The sequence below is a fragment of the Escherichia sp. MR genome (genome assembly GCF_005280595.1).
Lineage (GTDB): Bacteria > Pseudomonadota > Gammaproteobacteria > Enterobacterales > Enterobacteriaceae > Escherichia > Escherichia ruysiae.
Genome location: NZ_SZVK01000006.1, coordinates 61,754 through 79,244 on the forward strand (window position 1 = coordinate 61,754; position 17,491 = coordinate 79,244).

The window sequence follows — 17,491 nt, forward strand, 5'->3', positions numbered from 1 at the left end:
GTAACAGGGAATGTGATTGATTATAAGAACATCCCGGTTCCGCGAAGCCAACAACCTGTGCTTGCGGGGTAAGAGTTGACCGAGCACTGTGATTTTTTGAGGTAACAAGATGCAAGTTTCAGTTGAAACCACTCAAGGCCTTGGCCGCCGTGTAACGATTACTATCGCTGCTGACAGCATCGAGACCGCTGTTAAAAGCGAGCTGGTCAACGTTGCGAAAAAAGTACGTATTGACGGCTTCCGCAAAGGCAAAGTGCCAATGAATATCGTTGCTCAGCGTTATGGCGCGTCTGTACGCCAGGACGTTCTGGGCGACCTGATGAGCCGTAACTTCATTGACGCCATCATTAAAGAAAAAATCAATCCGGCTGGCGCGCCGACTTACGTTCCGGGCGAATACAAGCTGGGTGAAGACTTCACCTACTCTGTAGAGTTTGAAGTTTATCCGGAAGTTGAACTGCAGGGTCTGGAAGCGATTGAAGTTGAAAAACCGATCGTTGAAGTGACCGACGCTGACGTTGACGGTATGTTAGATACTCTGCGTAAACAGCAGGCGACCTGGAAAGAAAAAGACGGCGCTGTTGAAGCAGAAGACCGTGTGACCATCGACTTCACTGGTTCTGTAGACGGCGAAGAGTTCGAAGGCGGTAAAGCGTCTGATTTCGTATTGGCGATGGGCCAGGGTCGTATGATTCCGGGCTTTGAAGACGGTATCAAAGGCCACAAAGCGGGCGAAGAGTTCACCATCGACGTGACCTTCCCGGAAGAGTACCACGCAGAAAACCTGAAAGGTAAAGCAGCGAAATTCGCTATCAACCTGAAGAAAGTTGAAGAGCGTGAACTGCCGGAACTGACTGCTGAATTCATCAAACGTTTCGGCGTTGAAGATGGTTCCGTAGAAGGTCTGCGCGCTGAAGTGCGTAAAAACATGGAGCGCGAGCTGAAGAGCGCCATCCGTAACCGCGTTAAGTCTCAGGCGATCGAAGGTCTGGTAAAAGCTAACGACATCGACGTACCGGCTGCGCTGATCGACAGCGAAATCGACGTTCTTCGTCGTCAGGCTGCACAGCGTTTCGGTGGCAACGAAAAACAAGCTCTGGAACTGCCGCGCGAACTGTTCGAAGAACAGGCTAAACGCCGCGTAGTTGTTGGTCTGCTGCTGGGCGAAGTTATTCGCGCCAACGAGCTGAAAGCTGACGAAGAGCGCGTGAAAGGCCTGATCGAAGAGATGGCTTCTGCATACGAAGATCCGAAAGAAGTTATCGAATTCTACAGCAAAAACAAAGAACTGATGGACAACATGCGCAATGTTGCTCTGGAAGAACAGGCTGTTGAAGCTGTACTGGCGAAAGCGAAAGTGACTGAAAAAGAAACCACTTTCAACGAGCTGATGAACCAGCAGGCGTAATTTAAGCAGCATAACGCGCTAAATTCGCACAAAGGCCCGTCACCGCCAGGTGGTGGGCTTTTTTTTGTCATGAATTTTGCATGGAACCGTGCGAAAACCCTCTTTCGGTGTTAGCGTAACAACAAAAGATTGTTATGCTTGAAATAGGATGATGCCGAACCCATAACACAGGGACTAGCTGATAATCCGTCCATAAGGTTACAATCGGTACAGCAGGTTTTTTCAATTTTATCCAGGAGACGGAAATGTCATACAGCGGCGAACGAGATAACTTTGCACCCCATATGGCGCTGGTGCCGATGGTCATTGAACAGACCTCACGCGGTGAGCGCTCTTTTGATATCTATTCTCGTCTACTTAAGGAACGCGTCATTTTTCTGACTGGCCAGGTTGAAGACCACATGGCTAACCTGATTGTGGCGCAGATGCTGTTCCTGGAAGCAGAAAATCCAGAAAAAGATATCTATCTGTACATTAACTCCCCAGGCGGGGTGATCACTGCCGGGATGTCTATCTATGACACCATGCAGTTTATCAAGCCTGATGTCAGCACCATTTGTATGGGCCAGGCGGCCTCGATGGGCGCTTTCTTGCTGACCGCAGGGGCAAAAGGTAAACGTTTCTGCCTGCCGAATTCGCGCGTGATGATTCACCAGCCGTTGGGCGGCTATCAGGGCCAGGCGACCGATATCGAAATTCATGCCCGTGAAATTCTGAAAGTTAAAGGGCGCATGAATGAACTTATGGCGCTTCATACGGGTCAATCATTAGAACAGATTGAACGTGATACCGAGCGCGATCGCTTCCTTTCCGCCCCTGAAGCGGTGGAATACGGTCTGGTCGATTCGATTCTGACCCATCGTAATTGATGCCAGAGGCGCAACTGTGCCGCTATACTTATCCAGGGCGGCACAACGCTGTAAGCGGCTTGCGCCTGAGAATGGCATTTGCGTCGTCGTGTGCGGCACAAAGAACAAAGAAGAGGTTTTGACCCATGACAGATAAACGCAAAGATGGCTCAGGCAAATTGCTGTATTGCTCTTTTTGCGGCAAAAGCCAGCATGAAGTGCGCAAGCTGATTGCCGGTCCATCCGTGTATATCTGCGACGAATGTGTTGATTTATGTAATGACATCATTCGCGAAGAGATTAAAGAAGTTGCACCGCATCGTGAACGCAGTGCGCTACCGACGCCGCATGAAATTCGCAACCACCTGGACGATTACGTTATCGGTCAGGAACAGGCGAAAAAAGTGCTGGCGGTCGCGGTATACAACCACTACAAACGTCTGCGCAACGGCGATACCAGCAATGGCGTCGAGTTGGGCAAAAGTAACATTCTGCTGATCGGTCCGACGGGTTCCGGTAAAACGCTGCTGGCCGAAACTCTGGCGCGTCTGCTGGACGTCCCATTCACCATGGCCGACGCGACCACGCTGACCGAAGCCGGTTATGTGGGCGAAGACGTTGAAAACATCATTCAGAAGCTGTTGCAAAAGTGCGATTACGACGTACAGAAAGCACAGCGTGGGATTGTCTACATCGATGAAATCGACAAGATTTCTCGTAAGTCGGACAATCCTTCTATTACCCGAGACGTTTCCGGTGAAGGCGTACAGCAGGCACTGTTGAAACTGATCGAAGGTACGGTTGCCGCCGTCCCACCGCAGGGGGGACGTAAGCATCCGCAGCAGGAATTCTTGCAGGTAGATACCTCTAAGATCCTGTTTATCTGTGGTGGTGCGTTCGCTGGTCTGGATAAAGTCATTTCCCATCGTGTAGAAACCGGTTCCGGCATTGGTTTTGGCGCGACGGTAAAAGCGAAATCTGACAAAGCAAGCGAAGGTGAACTGCTGGCGCAGGTTGAACCAGAAGATCTGATTAAGTTTGGTCTGATCCCTGAGTTCATCGGTCGTCTGCCAGTTGTCGCAACGCTGAATGAACTGAGCGAAGAAGCCCTGATTCAGATCCTCAAAGAGCCGAAAAACGCCCTGACCAAGCAGTATCAGGCGCTGTTTAATCTTGAGGGCGTGGATCTGGAATTCCGTGACGAGGCGCTGGATGCTATCGCTAAGAAAGCGATGGCGCGTAAAACCGGTGCTCGTGGTCTGCGCTCCATCGTAGAAGCTGCGCTGCTCGATACCATGTACGATCTGCCGTCCATGGAAGATGTCGAAAAAGTGGTTATCGACGAGTCGGTAATTGATGGGCAAAGCAAACCGTTGCTGATTTATGGCAAGCCGGAAGCTCAGCAGGCATCTGGTGAATAATTAACCATTCCCATACAATTAGTTAACCAAAAAGGGGGGATTTTATCTCCCCTTTAATTTTTCCTCTATTCTCGGCGTTGAATGTGGGGGAAACATCCCCATATACTGACGTACATGTTAATAGATGGCGTGAAGCACAGTCGTGTCATCTGATTACCTGGCGGAAATTAAACTAAGAGAGAGCTCTATGAATCCTGAGCGTTCTGAACGCATTGAAATCCCCGTATTGCCGCTGCGCGATGTGGTGGTTTATCCGCACATGGTCATCCCCTTATTTGTTGGGCGGGAAAAGTCTATCCGTTGTCTGGAAGCGGCGATGGACCATGATAAAAAAATTATGCTGGTCGCGCAGAAAGAAGCTTCAACGGATGAGCCGGGTGTAAACGATCTTTTCACTGTCGGGACCGTGGCCTCTATATTGCAGATGCTGAAACTGCCTGACGGCACCGTCAAAGTGCTGGTTGAGGGGTTACAGCGCGCGCGTATTTCTGCGCTCTCTGACAATGGCGAACACTTTTCTGCGAAGGCGGAGTATCTGGAGTCGCCGACCATTGATGAGCGGGAACAGGAAGTGCTGGTGCGTACCGCAATCAGCCAGTTCGAAGGCTACATCAAGCTGAACAAAAAAATCCCACCAGAAGTGCTGACGTCGCTGAACAGCATCGACGATCCGGCGCGGCTGGCGGATACCATTGCCGCGCATATGCCGCTGAAACTGGCTGACAAACAGTCCGTTCTTGAGATGTCCGACGTTAACGAACGTCTGGAATATCTGATGGCAATGATGGAATCGGAAATCGATCTGCTGCAGGTTGAGAAACGCATTCGCAACCGCGTTAAAAAGCAGATGGAGAAATCCCAGCGTGAGTACTATCTGAACGAGCAAATGAAAGCTATTCAGAAAGAACTCGGTGAAATGGACGACGCACCGGACGAAAACGAAGCCCTGAAGCGCAAAATCGACGCGGCGAAGATGCCGAAAGAGGCAAAAGAGAAAGCGGAAGCAGAGTTGCAGAAGCTGAAAATGATGTCTCCGATGTCGGCAGAAGCGACCGTGGTGCGTGGCTATATCGACTGGATGGTGCAGGTGCCGTGGAATGCGCGTAGCAAGGTCAAAAAAGACCTGCGTCAGGCGCAAGAAATCCTTGATACCGACCATTATGGTCTGGAGCGCGTGAAAGATCGTATCCTTGAGTATCTTGCGGTTCAAAGCCGTGTCAACAAAATCAAGGGACCGATCCTCTGCCTGGTTGGGCCGCCGGGGGTAGGTAAAACTTCTCTGGGGCAGTCCATCGCCAAAGCTACCGGACGTAAATATGTCCGTATGGCGCTGGGCGGCGTGCGTGATGAAGCGGAAATCCGTGGTCACCGCCGTACTTACATCGGTTCTATGCCGGGTAAATTGATCCAGAAAATGGCGAAAGTGGGCGTTAAAAACCCGCTGTTCCTGCTCGATGAGATCGACAAAATGTCTTCTGACATGCGTGGCGATCCTGCCTCCGCACTGCTTGAAGTGCTGGATCCAGAGCAGAACGTGGCGTTCAGCGACCACTACCTGGAAGTGGATTACGACCTTAGCGACGTGATGTTTGTCGCGACGTCGAACTCCATGAACATTCCGGCACCGCTGTTGGATCGTATGGAAGTGATTCGCCTCTCCGGTTATACCGAAGATGAAAAACTGAACATCGCCAAACGTCACCTGCTGCCGAAGCAGATTGAACGTAATGCGCTGAAAAAAGGTGAGTTGACCGTCGACGATAGCGCCATTATCGGCATTATTCGTTACTACACCCGTGAGGCGGGCGTGCGTGGTCTGGAGCGTGAAATCTCCAAACTGTGCCGTAAAGCGGTTAAGCAGTTACTGCTCGATAAGTCTCTAAAACATATCGAAATTAACGGCGATAACCTGCATGACTACCTCGGTGTTCAGCGTTTCGACTATGGTCGCGCGGATAACGAAAACCGTGTCGGTCAGGTAACGGGTCTGGCGTGGACGGAAGTGGGCGGTGACTTGCTGACCATCGAAACCGCGTGTGTACCGGGCAAAGGTAAACTGACCTATACCGGTTCGCTGGGTGAAGTCATGCAGGAGTCCATTCAGGCGGCGTTAACGGTGGTTCGTGCGCGTGCGGAAAAACTGGGGATCAACCCTGATTTTTACGAAAAACGCGACATCCACGTGCACGTACCGGAAGGTGCGACGCCAAAAGATGGTCCGAGTGCCGGTATTGCCATGTGCACCGCGCTGGTTTCTTGCCTGACCGGTAACCCGGTTCGTGCCGATGTGGCGATGACTGGCGAGATTACTCTGCGTGGTCAGGTGTTGCCAATCGGTGGTTTGAAAGAAAAACTGCTGGCGGCACATCGCGGCGGGATTAAAACAGTGTTAATTCCGTTCGAAAATAAACGCGATCTGGAAGAGATTCCGGACAACGTGATTGCCGATCTGGACATTCATCCTGTGAAGCGCATTGAGGAAGTTCTGACTCTGGCGCTGCAAAATGAACCGTCTGGTATGCAGGTTGTGACTGCAAAATAGTGACCTTGCGCAAATTGCACTAATAAAAAGAGGGCTGGCGAGCCAATTCGGACTTGCCAGCCTTTTTTTGTCTCGTTAAGTTAGAGGGCGGATTAGGCTTGCCCTTATTAAGGGGTGTTGTAAGGGGATGGCTGGCCTGATATAACTGCTGCGCGTTCGCACGTTGAAGGATTCAAGTGCGGGATAAATTATAAAGAGGAAGAGAAGAGTGAATAAATCTCAATTGATTGACAAGATTGCTGCAGGGGCTGATATCTCTAAAGCTGCGGCTGGCCGTGCGTTAGATGCTATTATTGCTTCCGTAACTGAATCCCTGAAAGAAGGGGATGATGTAGCACTGGTAGGTTTTGGTACTTTTGCCGTTAAAGAGCGTGCCGCCCGTACTGGTCGCAACCCGCAGACCGGTAAAGAGATCACCATCGCTGCAGCTAAAGTACCGAGCTTCCGTGCAGGTAAAGCACTGAAAGACGCGGTAAACTAAGGATTATCCCCATTGGGGATGTGACGAAGTTCAAGGGCGCATCTACTGATGTGCCTTTTTTATTTGTATTGCGTGACTTTCTGCGAGTTGTGGGCTGACAATTGCCCCCGTTTCTTGTCACAATAGGCCTTTGCGCGCAGCGATATGTTGCGTGAGGTACACAGTCATCTACAGCGGAGTGTTGTTACACCATGATGGACAGCTTACGCACGGCTGCAAACAGTCTCGTGCTCAAGATTATTTTCGGTATCATTATCGTGTCGTTCATATTGACCGGCGTGAGTGGTTACCTGATTGGCGCAGGCAATAACTACGCCGCAAAAGTGAATGACCAGGAAATCAGCCGTGGGCAGTTCGAGAACGCCTTCAACAGCGAGCGTAATCGCATGCAGCAACAGTTGGGCGATCAATACTCCGAGCTGGCGGCGAACGAAGGCTATATGAAAACCCTGCGTCAACAGGTGCTGAATCGTCTGATCGACGAGGCGCTGCTGGATCAGTACGCTCGCGAACTAAAACTGAGTATCAGCGATGAGCAGGTTAAACAGGCGATTTTCGCAACCCCAGCGTTTCAGGTTGACGGCAAGTTCGATAACAGCCGCTATAACGGTATCCTCAACCAGATGGGGATGAGTGCCGATCAGTACGCGCAGGCACTGCGTAATCAGCTCACTACCCAGCAGCTGATTAACGGCGTTGCGGGCACCGATTTTATGCTGAAAGGTGAAACCGACGAACTGGCTGCGCTGGTCGCTCAACAACGCGTGGTGCGTGAAGCGACTATCGACGTTAACGCGCTGGCGGCTAAACAAGCTGTGACCGAACCAGAAATCGCCAGCTACTACGAGCAAAACAAAAACAATTTCATGACTCCGGAACAATTCCGCGTGAGCTACATCAAGCTGGATGCCGCAACGATGCAGCAACCGGTTAGCGATGCGGATATCCAGAGCTACTACGATCAGCATCAGGATCAATTCACCCAGCCACAGCGTACCCGCTACAGCATCATCCAGACTAAAACTGAAGATGAAGCGAAAGCAGTACTTGAGGAGCTGAATAAAGGTGGTGATTTTGCTGCATTAGCAAAAGAAAAATCTGCCGATATTATCTCTGCCCGTAACGGCGGCGATATGGGGTGGTTAGAAGATGCCACTATCCCGGATGAACTGAAAAATGCCGGTCTGAAAGAAAAAGGCCAACTGTCTGGCGTCATCAAATCTTCGGTCGGTTTCCTGATTGTGCGTCTGGATGATATTCAGCCGGCGAAAGTGAAGTCATTAGACGAAGTGCGTGACGATATCGCGGCGAAAGTGAAACACGAAAAAGCCCTCGATGCGTATTACGCGCTGCAGCAGAAAGTGAGCGATGCGGCAAGCAATGACACCGAATCTCTGGCTGGCGCAGAGCAGGCTGCGGGCGTTAAAGCTACCCAGACTGGCTGGTTCAACAAAGATAACCTGCCGGAAGAGTTGAACTTCAAGCCGGTTGCAGATGCTATCTTTAACGGCGGTCTGGTAGGTGAAAACGGCGCGCCGGGCATCAACTCTGACATTATCACCGTAGACGGCGATCGCGCATTCGTGTTGCGTATCAGCGAGCACAAACCGGAAGCGGTGAAACCGTTGGCAGATGTTCAGGAACAAGTTAAGGCACTGGTTCAGCACAACAAAGCTGAGCAACAGGCGAAAGTGGATGCTGAAAAACTGCTGGTTGAGCTGAAAGCGGGCAAAGGTGCGGAGGCTATGCAGGCTGCCGGTCTGAAATTTGGCGAGCCGAAAACCTTAAGCCGTTCCGGTCGTGACCCGATTAGCCAGGCGGCGTTTGCACTGCCACTGCCAGCGAAAGACAAACCAAGCTACGGTATGGCGACCGATATGCAAGGTAATGTGGTTCTGCTGGCGCTGGACGAAGTGAAACAAGGTTCTATGCCGGAAGATCAGAAAAAAGCGATGGTGCAGGGCATCACCCAGAACAACGCACAAATCGTCTTTGAAGCTCTGATGAGTAATCTGCGTAAAGAGGCGAAAATCAAAATTGGCGATGCGCTGGAACAGCAATAATCCGGAAGCCGCCTCGCAAAAAAATGCTTTGCAGCTGTAACAAGAAAAGGTCGCTTTCGCGGCCTTTTCCATTTCTGAACATTGCCATTTGTTTACTGTTTTCGCTGCCGTTAAGGTGATTCCACTGTTAACAAACAAGGAGAAAACAGTATGAAACACGGAATTAAAGCACTGCTCATCACCCTGTCTCTGGCCTGTGTCGGAATGTCTCATAGCGCGCTGGCGGCAGCTCCTGCGGTGAAACCGGCAGCGGTAGAAACCAAAGCGGAAGCTCCTGCAGCACAAAGTAAAGCGGCAGTACCGGCGAAAGCCAGTGACGAAGAAGGCACCAGGGTCAGCATTAATAATGCCAGCGCGGAAGAGCTAGCCCGCGCGATGAATGGCGTTGGTCTGAAGAAAGCGCAGGCAATTGTCAGTTATCGCGAAGAGTACGGCCCGTTTAAAACGGTGGAGGATTTAAAACAGGTGCCGGGAATGGGCAATTCGCTGGTGGAACGTAATCTGGCGGTATTAACCCTGTAATTAATTTGCATAGTGGCAATTTTTTGCCAGACTGAAGAGGTCATACCAGTTATGACCTCTGTACTTATAACAACAACGTAAGGTTATTGCGCTATGCAAACACAAATCAAAGTTCGTGGATATCATCTCGACGTCTACCAGCACGTCAACAACGCCCGTTACCTTGAGTTTCTCGAAGAAGCCCGCTGGGATGGGCTGGAAAATAGCGACAGCTTTCAATGGATGACCGCCCATAACATCGCCTTCGTCGTGGTCAATATCAATATTAACTATCGTCGCCCGGCGGTATTAAACGACCTGTTAACCATTACCAGTCAGTTGCAGCAATTAAACGGTAAAAGCGGCATCTTAAGTCAGGTCATTACTCTGGAGCCGGAAGGGCAGGTGGTGGCGGATGCACTTATCACGTTTGTTTGTATCGATCTCAAAACGCAGAAAGCATTAGCTCTGGAAGGGGAACTGCGCGAAAAACTGGATCTGATGGTTCAGTAAACGTTTTGTTGGCCGGATGCTCAAGCCGCATCCGGCGACACCACGAATAATTACTTCAATCCGGTTTTCTGCTTCATCGCTGCCATCACCGTCGGTTTGTCGGCCAGATAATGATTCAATCCGTTAGCGCGCAGATTACATGCAGCACAATGACCACAACCATCGCCTTTAATGCCGTTATAACAGGTCAGCGTTTCGTTACGCACTAAATCCAGTTTGCCGTAATAATCCGCGAGCGCCCAGGTTTCCGCTTTATCAATCCACATTAGCGGCGTTTCAAAACGAATATCTTTCGCCATGCCCAGACTGACGGCATGGTTCAGTGCTTTCACAAACTCATCGCGGCAATCCGGGTAGCCGGAGAAATCCGTTTCGCAGACGCCGGTGATCACTGCTTCGGCTTTTACCTGATACGCATATATCGCTGCCAGCGTCAGGAACAGAATATTACGCCCTGGGACAAACGTATTCGGGATACCATCGGCTTCAGGTTCATAATCAGGCACCGGAATGCTGTCACGCGTCAGGCTGCTGACCGCCAGCTCGTTGAGTAGCGTCACATCCAGCACCTTATGCGCGCGTGCACCCAGTTTCAATGCCAGTTCGCGTGCCACGTCAATCTCTGCGCGATGGCGCTGACCGTAATCGAACGTCACGCAATGGACTTCATCATATTGCTGCAATGCCTGTACCAGACAGGTGGTGGAATCCTGACCTCCACTAAACACAACGACGGCACGTCTCATAGGTAATCCTGCTAAATCGATAAAAGCATTATGGTAACGCCTGCGGTTAACCCCGACCAGTGCTTCATTGCGATGGCGCGGGAAGCCAGGCTTCGGTAAATTCAAACCAGCCGCGCGGTGTTAGCCGCACACCGTTCACTCCGGGCGGGGCGCTAATGCGATAGTGATAATTGAACAGCGGCGTCAGCGTTGCATCTTCCATTAACTGGCTAAACACAGTTTTCAGCGCGTTATTCCGCTTTTCCTCATCAGCCATCAACTGCACGGTATCCAGTGTCGATTGCAGATGTGCATATGCTGAAGCGTCGAAAACATATGACCAGAGTGGATCGCAACGCAGCCATTGCTCCAGAGTATATTCCGGCGCTTCGCCAATTAGCCTGTCGCCCATCATCAAATCTGCCTGTGCCAGCGGGGTCGTGTCGTCCCAGTTTTTCGCGTTATGAAAAACAATCGTTAATTCGCAACCTTCTGCTGCCAGCGTCGTTCGTAATTGTTCTGCCATTGCATGAAGTTCCACTGGCAGGTGATAAACCAACGTCAGGGTTTCCGGTAATTTGACCTCATCCGGTACATCCCATTGTGGAATAGCCCAGCCAGGCAGCAATGCATTACTGGCAGTGATCAGGTTTTCTCCGACTTCTAACGTTTGTAGTAAACCGGATTGATGGATAATGGAAATCACTTTTCGCGCCTGCCAGAGGGAAAGGCGGGGGCTTTTGCGCAACGTTAAATAGCAAAAACCTAAACTGATGCCGTTACTGACCTGGCTGACCCGTGGCAACTCTTCAGGTTTACCGATGGTGATTTGTACTGGATGCTGACAACTGGTTCCCAAATCTTTTTCAAAAAGTGGTGGGGTTATCCAGTACTCAACCGCTTTTAGCAGTGGGTGACGTAAATGGTAATAATCATGGCTTTCGAGTCGCACCAGTTCTGTTGTGAATTTTGTTAAGCGAAAAGGACCGGTTCCCACCAGCGATAATTGCGGATGCGCCAGATGACTACAATAGCTTGCCAGCCTGTGTGCCAGCCAATAATCAGGGCGATGTAAAAAGAAGGTCAGACACTGTGGATGGGTGACCTCAATACGCTTCACGCTAATCAATAATTTCCCCAACGCTGGCAGTTGTAGCAGCATCAATAATCGCTGGTGTAGTTGCGTTGCTTTTACCACATCGCCGTTATGCCAGTGCAGCGTTGAACGAAGATAAAAATCCCAGCGTAGCCCGTCAGCAGAGATTTCCCAGTGATGTGCTAAATCGCCAATCGGGCGTTGGGTATTATTGTCGAAGCGGGTCAGACCGGAAAATATCTGCCCGGCGAGATGCTGCTCGGCACGACCGGGTAAAAAGCCCGGTTGTAGCGGTTCGAGCGGGCGATAATAGGGAATACGTAACGTTGGCGTATCGTTTTGCCATTGCCCGCCCATAAACGGTTGTAACAGAGTGCGCAGTTCACCAGGAGCCAGTTGCGCCAGCTCCAGCACATCTTGCTGCTTTCCGGTTTCCAGTGCCTGTTCCATCATCGCGTTGCGCAGGGATCCCGGTGTCACCAGAAAACGCAGGTGCCCGCGTTTTCCGCGTCCTGATTGCGCCTGCCACTCCAGCCATCCCGACTCCTGAGCCTGACGTAACAGGGTGCGCACGTGGCGTTCGCTGCAAAAACAGCGTTCGACCAGTTCGCTGACGGTGACGGATTGCGGCTCTCCGGCAGAAGGTTGCCACAGACGTTGATACTGGTTAAGACGGTTTAGCAGTCGCATATAAACCCGGAACAATATTATTTAACTATTCACTATTACTTCCGTATATATCAGGTGATACTCAATCACCATTAACCGTGTCACAGAGTGGAGAAAGAAATGGCTCGTCTGGCAGCATTTGATATGGACGGCACTTTATTGATGCCTGATCACCATTTAGGTGAGAAAACCCTCTCGACTCTGGCGCGTCTGCGTGAACGCGATATTACCCTCACTTTTGCTACGGGGCGTCATGCGCTGGAGATGCAGCATATTATCGGGGTGCTATCGCTGGATGCGTATTTAATTACCGGCAACGGTACGCGCGTGCACTCTCTGGAAGGCGAACTTTTACATCGTGATGATTTGCCTGCGGACGTGGCGGAATTAGTGCTGTACCAGAAATGGGATACCCAGGCCAGTATGCATATCTTCAATGACAATGGCTGGTTTACCGGGCAAGAGATCCCAGCATTGTTGCAGGCATTTGTGTATAGCGGTTTCCGTTATCAGATTATCGATGTCAAAAAAATGCCACTCGGCAGCGTCACCAAGATCTGTTTCTGTGGCGATCACGACGATCTTATGCGCTTGCATATCCAACTAAACGAAGCATTAGGCGAGCGCGCACATTTGTGTTTTTCTGCGATTAATTGCCTGGAAGTGCTGCCAGTGGGGTGTAATAAAGGCGCGGCGTTGGCGGTGCTGACCCAACATTTAGGTTTTTCACTGCACGACTGCATGGCCTTTGGTGATGCGATGAACGATCGCGAAATGTTAGGCAGCGTCGGTAGCGGTTTTATCATGGGCAATGCGATGCCGCAACTGCGCGCGGAACTCCCTCATTTACCGGTGATTGGACATTGCCGAAATCAGGCGGTCTCTCACTATTTGACGCACTGGCTGGACAATCCACATCTACCTTATTCCCCCGAATAACGAGATCTCTTCCAGCGCCGGGCAATCGCCCGGTTTTTTTTACTTTGAATTTGTCATTTTGTGCAGTGGCGTTTAAACCGCACAGAATAAATTGTCGGTATTTCGTCTTTAAAATAGAATTAAAAGAGAAAAAAATTCTCTGCGGATTGGCTATGTTAGATAAAATTGACCGTAAGCTGCTGGCCTTACTACAGCAGGATTGCACCCTCTCTTTGCAGGCACTGGCAGAAGCCGTTAATCTGACAACCACGCCTTGCTGGAAGCGTCTGAAACGGCTGGAGGATGACGGTATCCTTATCGGCAAAGTCGCCCTGCTGGACCCGGAAAAAATTGGCCTCGGGCTGACTGCTTTTGTGTTGATTAAAACGCAACATCACAGCAGCGAATGGTATTGCCGCTTTGTCACGGTGGTAACGGAAATGCCAGAAGTGCTGGGGTTCTGGCGCATGGCCGGTGAATATGATTATCTGATGCGTGTTCAGGTTGCCGATATGAAACGCTATGACGAATTTTATAAGCGTCTGGTAAACAGCGTTCCAGGTCTGTCGGACGTTACTTCCAGCTTCGCGATGGAACAGATTAAATACACCACTTCTTTACCCATCGAATAAATATCCAGAATCAGGTCAGGACACAACGCGTGCGATTATTTGCTCAACTAAGCTGGTATTTCCGTCGGGAATGGCGTCGCTATCTCGGGGCTGTGGCCTTGCTTGTTATTATCGCGATGCTGCAACTGGTTCCGCCGAAAGTGGTCGGTATTGTTGTCGATGGCGTGACGGAACAACACTTTACTACCGGGCAGATCCTGATGTGGATCGCCACCATGGTGCTGATTGCAGTCGTGGTTTATCTCCTGCGTTATGTCTGGCGCGTACTGCTGTTTGGCGCGTCTTATCAACTGGCTGTTGAACTGCGTGAAGATTATTACCGCCAGCTAAGCCGCCAGCATCCAGAGTTTTACCTGCGTCATCGTACGGGCGACCTCATGGCTCGTGCGACCAATGACGTCGATCGGGTCGTGTTTGCCGCCGGAGAAGGGGTGCTGACGCTAGTGGATTCACTGGTGATGGGCTGCGCAGTGTTGATTATGATGTCAACGCAAATTAGCTGGCAGTTGACCTTATTTGCACTATTGCCGATGCCAGTGATGGCAATCATGATTAAGCGCAACGGCGATGCTTTGCATGAACGCTTTAAGCTGGCGCAGGCGGCGTTTTCCAGTCTCAACGATCGCACCCAGGAGAGCCTCACCAGTATCCGCATGATCAAAGCCTTTGGTCTGGAAGATCGCCAGTCGGCGCTATTTGCCGCAGATGCTGAAGACACCGGCAAGAAAAACATGCGGGTGGCGCGTATTGATGCCCGTTTTGATCCGACTATCTATATCGCGATTGGCATGGCGAATTTGCTGGCGATTGGTGGGGGAAGCTGGATGGTGGTGCAGGGCAGCTTAACGCTGGGGCAGCTCACCAGTTTTATGATGTATCTGGGGTTAATGATTTGGCCGATGCTGGCGCTGGCCTGGATGTTTAACATTGTGGAACGCGGCAGCGCGGCATATAGCCGTATTCGGACGATGCTGGCTGAAGCGCCGGTGGTGAATGATGGTAGCGAACCAGTGCCGCAAGGGCGTGGCGAACTGGATGTAAATATTCGCCAGTTTACTTATCCACAAACTGATCATCCTGCGCTGGAGAATGTCAGTTTCGCACTCAAACCCGGTCAGATGCTGGGTATTTGCGGAGCGACCGGTTCTGGCAAAAGTACTCTGCTGTCACTCATTCAGCGTCATTTCGACGTCAGTGAGGGGGATATCCGCTTTCATGATATTCCTCTGACGAAGTTACAACTCGATAGCTGGCGTAGCCGCCTGGCGGTAGTCAGCCAGACGCCATTCCTTTTTTCCGACACTGTGGCGAACAACATCGCGCTGGGTTGCCCGAATGCCACCCAGCAAGAGATTGAACACGTAGCGCGGTTAGCCAGCGTACATGACGATATTTTGCGTCTACCGCAAGGTTACGACACAGAAGTGGGCGAGCGCGGCGTGATGCTTTCCGGTGGACAAAAGCAGCGCATATCCATTGCTCGTGCGTTATTAGTCAACGCAGAAATCCTTATCCTTGATGATGCGCTTTCGGCGGTGGACGGACGCACAGAGCATCAGATCCTGCATAACCTGCGCCAGTGGGGGCAGGGAAGAACAGTAATCATCAGTGCCCATCGCCTTTCTGCGCTGACGGAGGCCAGTGAGATTATTGTGATGCAGCACGGACATATCGCCCAGCGTGGCAATCATGATGCGCTGGCGCAACAAAGCGGCTGGTATCGCGATATGTATCGCTATCAACAACTGGAGGCGGCGCTTGACGATGCTCCGGAAATTCGTGAGGAGGCCGTCGATGCGTAGTTTTAGCCAACTCTGGCCGACTCTCAAACGCCTGTTAGCGTATGGTTCGCCGTGGCGCAAACCACTGGGGATTGCGGTTCTGATGATGTGGGTTGCGGCAGCGGCAGAAGTCAGTGGACCGCTACTCATCAGCTATTTCATCGATAATATGGTGGCGAAAAATAATCTGCCGTTGAAAGTGGTTGCCGGTCTGGCGGCGGCGTATGTTGGGCTGCAACTGTTTGCCGCTGGACTGCACTACGCACAGTCGCTGCTGTTTAATCGGGCGGCAGTTGGCGTTGTACAACAGTTGCGTACCGATGTAATGGATGCTGCGCTACGCCAGCCATTAAGCGAGTTTGATATCCAGCCTGTCGGGCAGGTGATTTCCCGCGTCACTAATGATACTGAAGTGATCCGCGACCTCTACGTTACCGTAGTGGCAACCGTTCTGCGTAGCGCCGCACTGGTGGGCGCGATGCTGGTAGCGATGTTCAGCCTCGACTGGCGGATGGCGCTGGTGGCGATAATGATTTTTCCGGTCGTGCTGGTGGTGATGGTGATATACCAGCGTTACAGTACGCCGATTGTCCGCCGTGTGCGCGCCTATCTGGCGGATATCAACGACGGCTTTAACGAAATCATCAACGGTATGAGCGTCATCCAGCAGTTCCGTCAGCAGGCACGATTTGGTGAACGCATGGGTGAGGCCAGTCGGTCGCACTATATGGCGAGGATGCAAACCCTGCGCCTCGACGGTTTTTTACTGCGGCCATTACTGAGCCTTTTTTCGTCGCTCATCCTTTGTGGCTTGTTGATGCTGTTTGGCTTCTCCGCCAGCGGCACCATTGAAGTGGGCGTGCTGTATGCGTTTATCAGCTATCTTGGGCGGCTTAACGAACCATTAATCGAACTGACCACGCAACAGGCGATGCTGCAACAGGCTGTTGTTGCTGGTGAGCGCGTGTTTGAGCTGATGGACGGACCGCGCCAGCAATATGGCAATGATGATCGCCCGTTACAGAGCGGCACCATCGAAGTCGATAATGTGTCGTTTGCTTATCGCGACAACAATCTGGTACTGAAGAACATTAATCTCTCTGTGCCTTCGCGTAACTTTGTGGCGCTGGTCGGGCATACCGGCAGTGGCAAAAGCACCCTTGCAAGTTTATTGATGGGGTATTACCCGCTAACGGAAGGTGAGATTCATCTCGACGGTCGTCCATTAAATTCGCTAAGTCACAGCGCATTACGTCAGGGCGTGGCGATGGTGCAGCAAGATCCGGTGGTGCTGGCGGATACTTTCCTCGCCAACGTGACGCTGGGGCGTGATATATCCGAAGAGCGTGTCTGGCAGGCACTGGAAACCGTGCAACTGGCGGAGCTGGCGCGCAGCATGAGCGACGGTATTTATACGCCGCTGGGCGAGCAGGGGAATAATCTTTCGGTCGGGCAAAAGCAACTGCTGGCGCTGGCGCGCGTGCTGGTGGAGACGCCGCAAATCCTGATCCTTGATGAGGCAACCGCCAGCATTGATTCCGGTACTGAACAGGCGATCCAACACGCACTGGCGGCGGTGCGTGAACATACCACGCTGGTGGTGATAGCTCACCGCTTATCAACCATTGTCGATGCCGACACCATTCTGGTGCTTCATCGTGGGCAAGCCGTGGAGCAGGGCACGCACCAGCAACTGCTGGCGGCCCAGGGGCGTTACTGGCAGATGTATCAACTGCAACTTGCGGGCGAAGAGCTGGCAGCCAGCGTGCGTGAAGAGGAATCATTGAGCGCCTGAATAGCGCAAAATTTCATCGTTGGTGCAAAAATGTAACGCACTGTGCACTGTCATAGTGCGTTTTCATTTTCAATCTTCTTAACTTCCTGCTCTCTTTC

General features: G+C 51.4%; 14 protein-coding genes. 12 read left to right on the plus strand and 2 right to left on the minus strand.

Translation table 11 applies throughout. From position 1 onward, the window contains the following. Nucleotides 1–109: 109 nt before the first annotated feature. From tig to fadM, 8 genes are all read left to right on the plus strand, one after another. Complete coding sequence (tig, locus tag FC814_RS04355; RefSeq protein ID WP_001198383.1) at nt 110–1,408, plus strand: trigger factor; 1,299 nt, start codon at nt 110–112, stop codon at nt 1,406–1,408. Between the two features lie 245 nt (nt 1,409–1,653). Next, nucleotides 1,654–2,277, plus strand: coding sequence for an ATP-dependent Clp endopeptidase proteolytic subunit ClpP (clpP, locus tag FC814_RS04360; protein WP_000122253.1), 624 nt, complete (start codon nt 1,654–1,656; stop codon nt 2,275–2,277). A gap of 125 nt (nt 2,278–2,402) precedes the next feature. Next, the gene (gene clpX / locus FC814_RS04365) at nt 2,403–3,677 is read left to right on the plus strand and encodes an ATP-dependent protease ATP-binding subunit ClpX (protein WP_000130305.1); all 1,275 of its coding nucleotides are present in this window, start codon (nt 2,403–2,405) and stop codon (nt 3,675–3,677) included. 187 nt (nt 3,678–3,864) lie between these two features. After that, complete coding sequence (lon, locus tag FC814_RS04370; protein WP_001295325.1) at nt 3,865–6,219, plus strand: endopeptidase La; 2,355 nt, start codon at nt 3,865–3,867, stop codon at nt 6,217–6,219. A gap of 190 nt (nt 6,220–6,409) precedes the next feature. Beyond that, complete coding sequence (gene hupB / locus FC814_RS04375) at nt 6,410–6,700, plus strand: nucleoid-associated protein HU-beta (RefSeq protein WP_254892905.1); 291 nt, start codon at nt 6,410–6,412, stop codon at nt 6,698–6,700. Between the two features lie 191 nt (nt 6,701–6,891). Next, nucleotides 6,892–8,763 carry a peptidylprolyl isomerase gene (gene ppiD, locus FC814_RS04380; RefSeq protein ID WP_137325567.1) on the plus strand — a complete coding sequence of 624 codons (1,872 nt, stop codon included), beginning with the start codon at nt 6,892–6,894 and terminating at the stop codon, nt 8,761–8,763. A gap of 150 nt (nt 8,764–8,913) precedes the next feature. Further along, nucleotides 8,914–9,285, plus strand: coding sequence for a helix-hairpin-helix domain-containing protein (locus FC814_RS04385; protein ID WP_137325568.1), 372 nt, complete (start codon nt 8,914–8,916; stop codon nt 9,283–9,285). 93 nt (nt 9,286–9,378) lie between these two features. Next, nucleotides 9,379–9,777, plus strand: coding sequence for a long-chain acyl-CoA thioesterase FadM (gene fadM, locus FC814_RS04390; protein ID WP_105289773.1), 399 nt, complete (start codon nt 9,379–9,381; stop codon nt 9,775–9,777). Between the two features lie 50 nt (nt 9,778–9,827). On the opposite strand, the gene queC is transcribed toward fadM, so the two are convergent. Together queC and FC814_RS04400 are read right to left on the minus strand one after the other, a co-directional pair. Then, the gene (gene queC, locus FC814_RS04395; protein WP_137325569.1) at nt 9,828–10,523 is read right to left on the minus strand and encodes a 7-cyano-7-deazaguanine synthase QueC; all 696 of its coding nucleotides are present in this window, start codon (nt 10,521–10,523) and stop codon (nt 9,828–9,830) included. Nucleotides 10,524–10,587: 64 nt separating this feature from the next. Further along, nucleotides 10,588–12,288, minus strand: coding sequence for an SgrR family transcriptional regulator (locus FC814_RS04400; RefSeq protein WP_137325570.1), 1,701 nt, complete (start codon nt 12,286–12,288; stop codon nt 10,588–10,590). Nucleotides 12,289–12,387: 99 nt separating this feature from the next. Here FC814_RS04400 and cof point away from each other — a divergent pair, with 99 nt between their 5' ends. From cof to FC814_RS04420, 4 genes are all read left to right on the plus strand, one after another. Next, a complete protein-coding gene (cof, locus tag FC814_RS04405; RefSeq protein WP_024212548.1) occupies nt 12,388–13,206 on the plus strand; it encodes an HMP-PP phosphatase in 819 nt (272 codons plus the stop codon). A gap of 152 nt (nt 13,207–13,358) precedes the next feature. Then, nucleotides 13,359–13,817, plus strand: coding sequence for a DNA-binding transcriptional regulator DecR (decR, locus tag FC814_RS04410; RefSeq protein ID WP_000884589.1), 459 nt, complete (start codon nt 13,359–13,361; stop codon nt 13,815–13,817). A gap of 29 nt (nt 13,818–13,846) precedes the next feature. Then, complete coding sequence (locus tag FC814_RS04415) at nt 13,847–15,619, plus strand: SmdA family multidrug ABC transporter permease/ATP-binding protein (protein WP_032224778.1); 1,773 nt, start codon at nt 13,847–13,849, stop codon at nt 15,617–15,619. Then, nucleotides 15,612–17,393 carry a SmdB family multidrug efflux ABC transporter permease/ATP-binding protein gene (locus tag FC814_RS04420; RefSeq protein WP_001256189.1) on the plus strand — a complete coding sequence of 594 codons (1,782 nt, stop codon included), beginning with the start codon at nt 15,612–15,614 and terminating at the stop codon, nt 17,391–17,393. The genes FC814_RS04415 and FC814_RS04420 overlap by 8 nt, the downstream gene beginning before the upstream one ends. Nucleotides 17,394–17,491: the final 98 nt, after the last annotated feature.